This window comes from Streptomyces sp. CBMA291 (assembly GCF_014596525.1).
In the GTDB taxonomy this organism is placed as follows: domain Bacteria; phylum Actinomycetota; class Actinomycetes; order Streptomycetales; family Streptomycetaceae; genus Streptomyces.
This window is the reverse complement of sequence record NZ_MSJP01000105.1, coordinates 150,688-162,793: the sequence shown is the minus strand read 5'-3', so window position 1 is coordinate 162,793 and position 12,106 is coordinate 150,688. Positions and strand designations below refer to the sequence as shown.

9 protein-coding genes are annotated in these 12,106 nt (G+C 71.7%); 4 read left to right on the top strand and 5 right to left on the bottom strand.

Annotated elements, in window-relative coordinates; genetic code table 11:
• Nucleotides 1–74: 74 nt before the first annotated feature.
• Together BU197_RS25840 and BU197_RS25835 are read left to right on the top strand one after the other, a co-directional pair.
• A complete protein-coding gene (locus tag BU197_RS25840) occupies nucleotides 75–1,019 on the top strand; it encodes an NADP-dependent oxidoreductase (RefSeq protein ID WP_188270710.1) in 945 nt (314 codons plus the stop codon).
• Between the two features lie 52 nt (nucleotides 1,020–1,071).
• A complete protein-coding gene (locus tag BU197_RS25835; protein ID WP_188270709.1) occupies nucleotides 1,072–1,968 on the top strand; it encodes a helix-turn-helix transcriptional regulator in 897 nt (298 codons plus the stop codon).
• Between the two features lie 48 nt (nucleotides 1,969–2,016).
• Here the strand turns inward: BU197_RS25835 and BU197_RS25830 are convergent, their stop codons facing one another.
• Nucleotides 2,017–2,355, bottom strand: a complete 339-nt coding sequence (locus BU197_RS25830; RefSeq protein WP_188270708.1) for an ArsR/SmtB family transcription factor — start codon at nucleotides 2,353–2,355, stop codon at nucleotides 2,017–2,019.
• 245 nt (nucleotides 2,356–2,600) lie between these two features.
• Here BU197_RS25830 and BU197_RS25825 point away from each other — a divergent pair, with 245 nt between their 5' ends.
• Complete coding sequence (locus tag BU197_RS25825; RefSeq protein WP_317452087.1) at nucleotides 2,601–3,965, top strand: MFS transporter; 1,365 nt, start codon at nucleotides 2,601–2,603, stop codon at nucleotides 3,963–3,965.
• A gap of 118 nt (nucleotides 3,966–4,083) precedes the next feature.
• Here the strand turns inward: BU197_RS25825 and BU197_RS25820 are convergent, their stop codons facing one another.
• Nucleotides 4,084–5,247, bottom strand: coding sequence for an LLM class flavin-dependent oxidoreductase (locus BU197_RS25820; RefSeq protein WP_188270706.1), 1,164 nt, complete (start codon nucleotides 5,245–5,247; stop codon nucleotides 4,084–4,086).
• Between the two features lie 240 nt (nucleotides 5,248–5,487).
• On the opposite strand from BU197_RS25820, the gene BU197_RS25815 reads away from it, so the two are divergent.
• A complete protein-coding gene (locus tag BU197_RS25815) occupies nucleotides 5,488–6,390 on the top strand; it encodes a TIGR03619 family F420-dependent LLM class oxidoreductase (RefSeq protein WP_188270705.1) in 903 nt (300 codons plus the stop codon).
• A 94-nt stretch (nucleotides 6,391–6,484) separates the two neighbouring features.
• Here BU197_RS25815 and BU197_RS25810 read toward each other — a convergent pair whose 3' ends face one another.
• From BU197_RS25810 to BU197_RS25800, 3 genes are all read right to left on the bottom strand, one after another.
• The gene (locus tag BU197_RS25810) at nucleotides 6,485–7,252 is read right to left on the bottom strand and encodes a BTAD domain-containing putative transcriptional regulator (protein ID WP_188270704.1); all 768 of its coding nucleotides are present in this window, start codon (nucleotides 7,250–7,252) and stop codon (nucleotides 6,485–6,487) included.
• Between the two features lie 297 nt (nucleotides 7,253–7,549).
• Nucleotides 7,550–10,399, bottom strand: coding sequence for a helix-turn-helix transcriptional regulator (locus BU197_RS25805; protein WP_188270703.1), 2,850 nt, complete (start codon nucleotides 10,397–10,399; stop codon nucleotides 7,550–7,552).
• A 384-nt stretch (nucleotides 10,400–10,783) separates the two neighbouring features.
• The gene (locus tag BU197_RS25800) at nucleotides 10,784–11,602 is read right to left on the bottom strand and encodes a thioesterase II family protein (protein ID WP_188270702.1); all 819 of its coding nucleotides are present in this window, start codon (nucleotides 11,600–11,602) and stop codon (nucleotides 10,784–10,786) included.
• Nucleotides 11,603–12,106: the final 504 nt, after the last annotated feature.

Below are 12,106 nucleotides of genomic sequence, written 5' to 3'. Positions count from 1 at the left end.
GGTTTCCGGCGAACGAGCGCGAGCCCCTTGTCGCGGCCGGCCCCTTGAATCGATTCGTGGAAGGAACCCCCACCATGCGCGCTGTCGGCATCGAAGAGTTCGGCGGACCCGAAGTACTGAAGGTCATCGACCGTCCGTTGCCCGTGCCCGGCCCCGAGCAGGTCCGCATACGGGTCGCCGCCGCCGGGGTCAACCCCACCGACCTGCTGCTGCGCGCGGGGGACCTGGCCGCCGCCATGGCCGATCAGGAGCCTCCCCACATCCCCGGCATGGACGCCTCCGGGGTGGTCGACGCCGTCGGTGACGGGGTCGACCTCGCCGTGGGCGAACCGGTCATGGCGTTCGTGAACCCCTTCCACCCCACCGGCGGGGCTCAGGCGGAGTACGTCGTGGTGCCTCGCGAGCAGGTCGTCGCCGCGCCCAGGGGCCTCGACCTCCGTGACGTCGCCGGCCTGCCCATGAACGGTCTCACCGCGCACCTCGCCCTGTCCCTCCTCGGCCTGCCCGAAGGGGCGACCCTGGCTGTCACGGGGGCGGCGGGCGCGCTGGGCGGGTACGTGGTGCAGCTCGCCAAGCACCGCGGGCTCCGGGTCGTCGCCGACGCCGCCGACCGCGACCGCGATCTGATCCGGGGGCTCGGCGCCGACGTGGTCGTCCCGCGCGCCGCCGACTCCGCCGATCTCGCCGCCGCCTACCGTGCCGCCGTCCCCGAGGGGGCCGACGGAGTCGTCGACGCCGCCATCGTGGGGGCCCACGCCCTGGGCGTGGTGAAGGACGGGGGCGGCTTCGTCAAGTGCCGCCCCTTCGAGCTGGCCTCCGAGCGCGACATCGTCGTCCAGGGAGTGGTGGTGATGACGCACCCCGCCAAGCGCGCCGCCCTGGAGGAACTCTCCGCCCTGGCGGAGAAGGGGGTGCTGACCCTGCGCACCGCCGAGGTGCTCGCCCCCGAACACGCCGCCGAAGCCCATCGGCGGCTGGACGCGGGTGGCGTACGAGGGCGTCTGATCCTCGCCTTCTGACAGCCGGTCCCGGTGCCCCGGACTGGTTCTTCGCGTGTGGAGGGTGGCTTTCGTGAGTAGCCGTGTCGCATGGGGCCAGGAGGAGACCTGGAACGTCAGAGACGCCGACAGGGAGCGGCGTGCCGCGCTGCGCCACTTCCTCAGATCCCGCCGCGCCCGGATCTCGCCCGGTGACGTCGGGCTGAGGGCGGGCGGGCGGCGGAACACGCCGGGCCTCCGGCGCGAAGAGGTCGCCGTACTGGCCGGGGTGAGCGCCTCCTGGTACACGTGGCTCGAACAGGGCAGGGACATCAAGGTCTCCGAGGACGTGCTCGAAGCGGTCAGCAAGGCGCTCGGCCTGGACCGCACCGAGCGTGCCCATCTGTATCTGCTGGCGGGGATGAATCCGCCGGCCGCCCGGCAGGAGATGTCCCCGGAGGAGCTGTGCAGGCTCCGGCTCGCCGTCGAGGTGTGGCAGCCCGCCCCGGCCTTCGTGGTGGACCGGTACTGGAACGTCCTGGCGGGCAACGCACCCGCGCGCGCACTCCTCGGCGTGCGGGAAGCGGGCTCCAACTTCCTCTGGTCGTTCTTCACCGACGGACGCAACAGGAACCGCTACCCGCACTGGCTGGACGAGGCGAGCCGTCTGGTCGGCCAGTTCCGGGTCCAGGCGGTGCGGTTCCTCGACGATCCGGACTTCGAGCGCCTGGCGCGGAGGCTGTGTTCGGCGAGCGAGGACTTCGACCGGCTGTGGGCGCGGCACGAGACCCGGGACACCGGTATCGCGACCGTCGAGGTGCGGCCCGCGCCCGGCCGCCGGGCGGCCTTCCACCACATGGTCATGGGGCTTCACCAGAGGTCCGAGCCGCTGCTGATGCTCTACCTGCCGACCCAGATCGCCGGTGACCGGGTCGGCCGGCCGGACCGGGTGGGACCGGCGGGACCGGGCGGGGCCGACCGGGCCGGGTGACCCGCGCGGGACGCCGCCGGGCGGCCGGGGCGGAGCCGGTCGCGCCCGCTACCGGCCCGCCTCGTGGCGGGCTGCGGCGATGATCGCGTCGAGCAGGCCGGGAAGGGCGCGGTCCAGGTCGATCCGGCGCAGGGAGTTCGTCTTCACGGTGCCCGCGTACTCCTGGCGGAGGATGCCGGCCCGTCGCAGCACCTTGAAGTGGTGGGTGCTGGTGGAGCGCGTGACGTTGATGTCGAAGGTCCCGCACGCCATGCCGTTCTCGGCGTCCGCGAGCTGGCGCACGATGCTGCGCCTCACCGGGTCGGTCAGCGCGTCCAGCACGCCCTGGAGCGTGATGTCCTCGGCCGCGAGGTGGTCGGTGATGCGTCCGGCGGTCTGCGTGGTCACGTGAACTCTGCCTCCTTGCGTTCCGGCGCGACATCTTCATCGTACGACAGCGGTCATACGATGATGGTTATCAAATTTGACCGCCATCGTCATAGTGGCTTCAATGGACACGGGGAGGGATCCCTGACCGCGGATGTCGGCGGTGCGGTCGTTCAGCGCCCAGCGAGCCTTCCGGAGGAGACGACATGCCCAGTGCCGAGTCCCAAGCAGTGCCGCTGACAAGTGGGGCGGCGCCTCCGCGGCAAGTGTCCCCCGGTCTGCGGCTGACCGCCCTGGCGACCGGTTTCGTCATGGCCGCCCTGGACGTGACCGTCATCAACGTCGCGGGTTCGGCGATCCAGGACCAGCTGGGCGCCTCGCTGCCGGAACTCACCTGGATCGTCGACAGCTACGTCCTGGTGTTCAGTTCGCTGCTTCTGCTGGCCGGTGGTCTGGCGAACCGCCTCGGGGCGAAGAACGTCTACCTGTGGGGCATGGCGGTCTTCTTCGTCGCCTCCCTCGGCTGTGCGCTGGCACCCGACGCGGGCTTCCTCATCGCCGCGCGTCTCCTCCAGGGCGTGGGAGCGGCACTCTTCATGCCGAGTTCGCTGTCCCTGCTGGTGTTCTCGTTCCCGGAGAAGCGGGAGCGCACCCGCATGCTGGGGCTGTGGTCGGCGATCGTGGCCACCTCCGCCGGCCTCGGCCCGACCGTCGGCGGCCTGCTGGTGAGCGCGTTCGGCTGGCAGAGCATCTTCATCCTCAACCTGCCCATCGGCATCGTCGGGATGCTGCTGACCAAGCGCTGCATCGTGGCGACCGAGGTCCGCCCCACCAAGCTGGCCGTGCCCGGCCACCTCCTGTGGATCGTGGCGCTGGCGGCCCTGAGCTTCGCGCTGATCGAGGGGCCCCGGCTCGGATGGGGGGCCGGTGAGATGCTGGTGGCGTACGCCGTACTGGTGGCCGCCGCCTTGTCGCTGGTGGTACGCGAGCGGCGTGCGGCCAACCTGGTCATGCCGTGGAGCCTGTTCAAGCGCCCGCGCTTCGCCGGGGCGAACCTGGTCGGCTTCCTGTTCAACCTCGCGCTGTACGGCAGCATGTTCATGCTGAGCCTGTACCTCCAGCACGCCCGGGGATCCAGTCCATTCCGGGCCGGGCTCGAACTGCTGCCGATGACGATCTGGTTCCCGCTGGCCAACATCGTCTACTCGCGCATCTCCGCGCGGTTCTCCAACGGAGCGCTGCTGACGGTCTTCCTGCTGGTCGCGGGGATCGCGTCGCTGACCATGGTCACCGTCTCCGCGGAGACGCCCTACTGGGTGCTCGCGGTGGCCGTGGGCCTCGCCAACATCGGCGCGGGCATCATCTCCCCCGGGATGACGGCCGCCCTGGTGGACGCCGCCGGTGCCGAGCACACGAACGTGGCGGGGTCCGTGCTGAACGCCAACCGCCAGATCGGCACCCTGGTGGGCATCGCCGCGATGGGCGTGGTCCTCGGCACCACCTCAGACTGGGACCGCGGGCCGGCGTGGTGCTTCGCGGTGGTCGGTGTCGCGTACCTCGCCGCCGCCGTCGGCGCCTGGCTGCTGATCGCACGCGGGGAGCGCCGTGAGGCCGCACTCGCCACCGCCTGACCGTCCGACCGGCCGGAAGTCCCCCCGGAACTCCACCGTCGGCGGTGTCCGCCGCCGACGCCGCTGCCGCACCGTGCGGTGTTCGCAGGGTGCGGCAGCGGCGTTCACGGACGACCGCTCAGCCCGCGTCGGCGCCGCGCGGCCGTGCTCCGTGGTCGGGCAGCGTGAGCTTGCCGCCGAACAGGTCGCGGTTCTCCTGGTACCACCGCGCGGACTCGGCCAGCGGGCGCGCCGAACCGGTGAAGTGGGGTGCCACATAGCGGGCGAGCAGGTCGTAACTGCGCTTGGTCTGCTCCGGACCGGCCCAGTCCTGCAAGTACACCAGGAGGGTGCCGAAGCCACCGGTCTCCTCCTGCATGCGCTGGATGCCCGCCACGCAGTCCTCGACCGAGCCCACGATGGCGCTGCCGGCCTCGATGGCCGCCTCGATGGCGTTCTCCGGATCGACGCCGGGGATGGTCACGTCGAGGCCGCGCAGATCGCCCCAGTACTCGTGGGCCCAGCGCTGGTAGCCGGCCCGTACGTCCTCGATGGCCTGGGCCCGCGTCTCGGCCACGTGGATCGGCAGGGTGATCCGCCAGTTCCGGCGGTCGACGGTCCTGCCGTGCTCCTCGGCGGCCTCCTCGGCGTAGCGCCACTGCGTCTTCATGTCCGGCGGCCGGTGACCGGGTCGCGAGACCCCGAACGAGACGGTGCTGATGCCGAGTTGTCCCGACAGTCGCACGCTGTGCGGCGAGGCGACGCTCGCGGCGGCTATCTCCACCTTGCCGCCGCGGTAGGGCTCCAGCTGGAGCTTGGCGTCCTGAAGGGTGAACCAGGGGGTCTTCCTGGTGACCGGCTGGTCCCCGTGGAGAAGCTCCACGACAGCCTCCAGGGACTCGCTGAACACGCGGCGCATCTCACCCCACTCCCGGCCGAGCATGTGCGCGTCCACCGGGCTGCTGCCCGCCCCGACCCCGAGGATGAAGCGGCCGCGGGTCAGATGGTCGAGATGCAGGGCGCGGCCGGCCACCATGAACGGGTGGTGGTAGGGCAGCGTCATCACACCGGTGGCCAGTTTGATCCGGCGGGTACGCGCGGCGGCGGCGGCCACGAACAGGTCGGGGAACCCGATGCTGTTCCAGCCCAGCGAATGGTGTTCGCCGATCCAGAATTCGTCGTAGTCGAGCCGGTCGAACAGCTCGATCATTTCGAGGTCCCGCTCGAACTGGAGAGTGGGGTCCTCGCCGAGCGGGTGGAAGGGTGCCAGAAACGCGCCGAATTTGAGTCGTTCCGGATACATCGCATCCCCTGTCTGTCTCGGATGGGTCGACACCTGAACGAATATAGGTGGCCACCGGAGAGCCAGGGGGGAGTCCGTTTCTCCTATGGGCCGTACCACCAGCATCCTTGACACGGGTACCAACGCACCCTGGAGCAACCCATTCCCGATCCCCTAGCGTGGACCGCGCTGCCGGAAGGATTCCGGCAGGTTCTCGCACTTTCCTTTCCGATGGCATTCCATAGTGGGTGGAGCTGACATATGCGTCTGGGCTTCGGTCTTCCGACATTCGGTCCGGCGGCCAACGAGGTGAACGGTATCGCCCGGTTCGCCGCCGACGCGGAGAAAATCGGCGCGACCAGTCTCTGGGTCGGCGACCGGCTGTTGACACCGGTGGATCCGGTGGTCGGCTATTCGCCGGGCTCCACGGCCATTCCCGAGGAATTCCGGGTGGCCGCGGACCCGTTGACCGCACTGGCGGTCGCGGCGGCGGTCACCGCCGAGGTCCGGCTGGGCAGCAGCGGCATCAACGCACCGTGGTACCCGCCCGCGCTGCTGGCCCGCGCCCTGGCCAGCATCGACGTGGCCAGCGGCGGCCGGCTCGTCGCCGGGTTCGGCAGCGGCTGGTCACCGGAGGAGTACGAGGCCGCGGGGGTGCCGTTCGAAGGACGCGGCGCGCGGTTCGACGAGCTGCTGGACGTGCTGGTGGCCTGGTGGACGGCCAACCCCGTGAGCCACCGGGGGCCGCTGTTCACGATCCCGGCCGGTCATGTGGAGCTGAAACCGGTGCAGCGGCCCCGTCCTCCGATCTACCTCGGCGCGTTCGGACCCCGGGCGCTGCGGCGCGTCGGAGAGCGGGCCGACGGGTGGATGCCGGTGTGGTGGGCGCCCGAGGCCTTCCCCCTGACGCAGCTCACCCAGGGATGGGCGACCATCCGGGAGGCGGCCGAGAAGGCGGGGCGCGACCCGGCCGCGATCAGCATGATCCTCCGGGTCAACGTGGCCGCGGGCACCCCGGTGGAAGTGGTCGCGGAGGAGGTGCTGAAGGCGCGCTCGGTGCTGCCGGCGGAGGAGACCTTCGTCGACTTCACCTTCGCGGCCTCCAGCGTCGGCCACACCCTCGACCTGGCCGGAAACCTGCTGGACCTCGTCGCCGCGGAGTGAGGCGGGGAGCGCCGGTGAGCCCGCGCCCGACGGCGGCGCCGGGCGCGGCAGGCCGGCCGGTCCCGGGCTGAGGGAAGACCCCTGTGCCGGCGGGTCACGCAGCCGCCGGCACCCGGGACTCGTCGTCGGCCAGGATCTGCTGGTGGAGTTCGTGCAGCGCCCGGCAGGGCGCGATGCCCAGCTCGCGGTCGAGCACGGAGCGCACCCGCCGGAAGACCTGGAGGGCGTCGGCCCGCCGGTCGGAGCGGTACAGGGCGAGCATCAGCTGCCGGTGGAACGCCTCGATCAGCGGATGCCTGTGCACGAGCGCGTACAGCGGCCCCACCAGTTCACGGTGGCGTCCGATCATCAGATCGGCCTCGTTGCCCCACTCGACGCACTCCAGCCGGGTCTCCTCCGCCCAGGTGGCGAACTCGTCCACGATGGGGCCGCCGCGCAGCTCGCCGAGGACCGTGCCGCGCCACAGCGCGAGCGCCCGGTGGCAGGCTGCGGACGCCTCCTGGTACCGGCCCAGGCGGAACGCGGCCCGGCCCTGGCGGGCGTAGCGCTGGAACTCGTCCGCGTCCAGGCTCCCGTCGCCGAGTTCCAGGACGTAGCCGGGGAACCGGGTGACGATCGGGCTGTGGTCCTGGTCCACGCGCCCGAGCAGTTTGCGCAGCTGCGAGATGTAGACGTGCAGGGTGGCCGCGGCACGGCGGGGTGGCCCGTCCCCCCATATCTCGGTGCTCATCTGGTCCATGGAGACGACGTCCTCGGCACGCACAGCCAAGGCCGCGAACAGCGACTCCATTTTCGGCGCCGTGACCGTGAACACGTTCTGGCCGTCGATGATGCGCAGGCTTCCCAGGATCTCGAATCGCACGATGGTGCCTTCCTCGTGGGGGGAGATCCGACGAGGCTCGGCACTGCACCGGCCGTCACTCGTCGGGGCAATAGGGTGCGGCAGACCGTCGCCTCGGGGCCGGCCGGTGGTCCTCCGAGGGCACCCGGCAGAGGCCTCCGCGCCTCGCCGTGGTGCCGGAACACCCGCGTCCGTCCGCTGGGCGGGCGTCCTTCCGTCACCCGGAAGTCCTCCCGCCCCGTGGACGTCCCCTCGCCGCGCGCCGTACCGGTTTCGGACGCCGCGTGCGTGCTGTACCCGTAGAACTCATCTAGATTCTCAGTAATGCGGCCTACGTGCATCAGTAGAAATACGTACGGCCATGAGACCGGCCAACTCGGCCCGGGAACCGATCTCCAGCTTCCGGTAGATCCGGGCGAGGTGGACCTCGACCGTGCGGGGGCTCACCCGCAGTTTTTCGGCGACCTCGCGGGTGCGCCGCCCGGTGCCGACCAGGTGCGCCACCTCCAACTCGCGGCGTGTCAGGGACGCGAGGCCGGCGTCCTGCCACTCAGGAGAGGCCGGAGCCGGAAGCCGGTCGTCCTCCTGGGGGCCCTCCGGGAAGCCGCCCGACGGCGGCTGGGAGAAGAGCGGCATATGCCAGTGATCGGCCAGCTCCCGTGCGGCGGACCAGAGTTCCCGGGCCTCCTCAGGCCGACGGCCGGAACTCGCGGCCTCGGCGGTACGCACCGCCGCACGCAGGCTCTGGAGCCTCAGCTGCGCCCCGTCGAAAAGGCGCTCGGCCTTGCGGTAGGCGGTGATCGCGGCGTTCCAGTCGTTCTGCTGGGAGAGCGCGTGGCCGCGGGCGAGGAGGGCGTAGGCCCGGGAGTGCGGCAGGGGGCAGTCCTCCATCACCCGGGAAGCGCGCTCGGCCCAGACCGAGGCACGGGCGCCGCTGGACGCGGAGGCCAGGGCGAGCAGTTCGTAGGCCCGGGCCTGCCGGGGCGGGCTCAGCGCGCCGAAGTCGGGCGCGCCCTGCCTGAGCAGCAGTTCGAGACAGCGTTCCTGCCTGCCCTGGAGCAGGAGGGATTCGGCGACCGTCAGCACGGCCAGCGAATGCCAGGAGTCCTGCCAGTGGTGCAGGGCCCGCAGCGCTTCCTCCGTACGGGCCGAGGCGCGGCTGCTGCCCGGCGGTTCCCCGTAGGTGACCGCGAGTGCCTCCTGGGCCATCGCGTACGCCCGCAGCCGGTCCGCGCCGAGGTGGCCGGCCAGGTCCGCTGCTTCGGCGGCCGAGGGCAGCGCGCTCTCCAGCCGTCCCTGCCGCAGCTGGGCCTCGGCGAGCCCCCCGTACAGGGCGGGCAGCATGGCATCGGGGTGGTGGCCGGCGGAGACGGCGAGGCCCCGGGCGAAGCGGGTTTCGGCCTCCTGTGGTCGCCCCAGTGACAGGGCGCACGTACCGAGCAGCGCGAGGTACTCGGTGTGCAGCCGCAGTTCGCTGTCGGGCAGCTCGTCCAGTTGCCGTACGGCGGCGTCGTAGGCGGCCAGGGCCCCCGCCGTGCGGCCGGCGGTCAGTTCGGCGAGTGCGTGCAGCGACAGGGCGCCGGCCAGGGTGGTCGGCCGGCCGCCGGTGCGGGCCAGCCGGAGCGCAGCGGAGGCGTGGGAGGCCAGTTCGCCGTCGTTGCACAGGGAGGACAGGATGCCTCGGAAGATCGTCAGCCGGGAGAGCAGATCGGTGTCCGCGGCGGACCCGACCCGGGCGAGTTCCGTACGCAGCATCGCGTCGGCCTCGGTGAACCGTCCGTGCAGGCACTCCACCAGCACGCAGACGCGTATCACGGCGTGCCGGGCCTCGTCCGGCCGTACCCCGGCATCGTGGGCGAACAGGTGCAGCGCCGCGTTGTCGTCGAGGCGGTCGGCGGCCTGGAACGCTCGGGCCAGCGGCGGAATCAGGCCGAGGAGCCGGCCGGGCGAGCGGTCGCCCGGGGCGAGACCGTGCAGCGCGAGCAGCAGCCAGCGTATGGCGTCCTCGGGGGCGCTGAGCGTGGTCTCCTTGCCCGCCAGGGCCAGGGTCTCCAGGTCCTCCGGCGTGAAGGCGGAGGTGGACTGCTCGATGTGCACGGCGCGCTCGGCAGCGGGTGCGGCGCGCCGGTTGAGGACGGCCAGCGCCCTGCGGTGGGCCCGCCGGCGCCGGCACTGGTCCGTCCGCTCGTGAGCCAGCGCGCGCAACACCGGCTGGCGGAAGACGTACTGGGTGAAGGAGTGGGGCAGTGGGCGCAGGATGTCGAGCCGGACCAGCCTGGAAACCGTCGCGCACACCTGGTCGAAGGGGAGTTCGCAGACGTCGGTCAGTTCCTCGCGGGTGAAGGGGTCGCCCAGCGCGGCGGCGCACTCGGCCACCTGGCGTTCGACGGGGTCGAGCGCTTCCAGTTCCACGGTGAGCGGGGCGAGCGGGCCGGTGACCAGATCGGTGGTGAGGGAGGGGCGCAGTGGCGCCGCCTCGCCGAGCACCAGCAGATCCAGGATGTTTCCCTGGCTCTCCTGGTACGCCGACCGCAGCCAGCCGGTGTCGGGCCGTACGTTCAGCAGGCGGGCAGCCTGATCCGGGTCGATGGGCCCCAGCGCCACACGGGTCACGCGTCCCTGTTCGGCACCGTAGGCGAGAGTGCCGAGCAGCGACGGGTCGGCCTGCCGGGACCGCTGGGCGATGACGACGAGGACGGGTGCCCCGGGGTCGCGGCGTACCAGGTGGTCGGCGAGTTCCTGGGCCTTGGGGTGTGCCCGGTGGAAGTCGTCGAGCACGAGCAGCAACCCCCCGTCGGCGGCGTCGGCCAGCAGCGCGTGCACCGCGTGGGAGAGCGGGAGCGGCGGAGGCGGGGGTGCCGGGCTGTCGCGGAGGACGCACAGGTGCGTCCGGATCAGCTCGGCGTGGACCGGAGCGAGCCGGGACAGGGCCTGGGGCGTCACCAGGTCGCCGAGAGCCCGGGTGAAGACCCCGAACACGTCCTGCTCCGCGGGCTGACAGCGGCCGTCGAGCACCCGGACTCCCTGGTCCTCGGCCGCCGCCATCAGGACGGACAGCAGCCGGCTCTTTCCGGACCCGGGGTCCCCGTGCAACTCGACGACTCCGCCGCGGCCTTCGCGGATGCCCCGGAGCGCCTGCGACAGGCGCAGTGATTCATCGCAGCGCACCGACGTCTTCCGTGAGGTATTCGTGATAGCCAATAATGATCCCACGATGACTGAAACCTTTCCCCTGGACCGGGTGATCCCTTTCCAAGATCGTCCCGTTATTCCTGGTGGATCGGCATGCGGCGCCGAATGGCCTGCGTCGCAGGGCGGAGGAGCGTCCGCATACTGGATGTATGGGACGCTCCGGCGACGGTGCGACGATGTTCCGTGGCAGCCGTCGTGCACCCGTCAGAATGTGCGGGACGGTCTCAAGATAACCACCGCTATGTGAATGGTGGGGAAGTGTTCAGGGGTGCAGACAATCCACAGCGTGCGAAATGGGGATGTCCTGCCCATGTTTCTTGACCAGTTCTTGGTTTCCGGCCGGTGGGTGAAGCACCGCTTTTACACCGCGGAAATCCAGGCCCGTCCTTCGGCCCCGGAGCGCCCCGCCGCGACCGGGAGCAGCCGCGCGATCACCCGCAACGTGGCCTCGGGGTGCTCCCGGTGGAAGAAGTGGCCGCCCGGCACGGTGTGCACCTGGAAGTCGCCGGTGGTGTGCCAGGCCCACTCCCGGGCCTGCTCGGGCGGGAGGAGCGGATCGTGCGCCGCCGCCAGCACCCGTATCGGCACGGGCAGCGGAACGACGGGACGACGCGGATGGCTGTGCGCCAGGCCCAGGTCGTCCCGCAGCCGGTCGACGCACCGGAGGAACCACTGCGGGCGCACCGGGGCCGTGGCGGGAACCCCGTTCAACTCTCCCATCCACGAGCCCAGTTCGTGGTCCGATGCGGTCCGCGGGGCCACGGCCGTGCGCGGCAGGTGCGGCGGTGCGCAAGCCCCCACCATCAGCACCTCCGGTGCGCGCCGGCCCGTCGTCACCCGTCGTCGGGTCAGCTCGTGCGCGATCAGGCCGCCCAGGCTGTGCCCGTACACCGCGTAGTGCTGGTCCAGCAGGGGATCGAGCTGCTCGTCCAACTCGTCCAGCAGTCGCCCGAAGTCCCGGAACCGAGGCTCACGCATCCGGCGCTCCCGGCCGGGCAGCTGTACGGGTATCACGGTGACGTCCGGCCCGAGCCCGGCCTGCCAGGGAGCGAAGGAGGAGGCGGCGCCGCCCGCGTGGTGGAAACACAGCAGTCGAATCGACGCGCTGTCGGGCAGCGGCTGGCTCGGCAGCAGGCAGGGCGGGACGGTTCCGGAGGCGGATCCATGGACGGTGGTCATGTGTTCAGCCCTCCCGGGCTCTGTGCCCGCCGGACGGAGTAGGCGGGCCCGATGCGCTCGACGACTTCCGGGGGACCGGAGACCGGAGAACGGAGACCGGGGCGCGAAGGAACGGAGGGCGAGGAGGTGACGCCGAACCGCCGCCGCACTGCCCGGCGTCGTGTCGCCGGTCGCGCCATCGTCGAGGGGCCGCCTAAAGCCGCTCTAACGGCGGCGCGCCCGGCGGCATGTCGGCGACGGCACGTCGGTGGCGGCATGCCCGTGGCGGGGCGTCGGCGGTGGGACGTCGGCGGTGGGGCGTCGTACGGAACGGACGCCCGGACCGCCGCCCGGACCGCCGCCCGGACCGCCGCCCGGACCGCCGTCCGGCAGCAGCCCCCGGAGCGGGCCCTCGACCCGGTTCGGTGCGCAGGTCCGGCGCGATCCGGAGGAGACGGCCTAAGCCGCACTTTGGAACGTCGGCGGAGGCTGGCCGCACACGTGGAAGCCATCGCCACCATGATG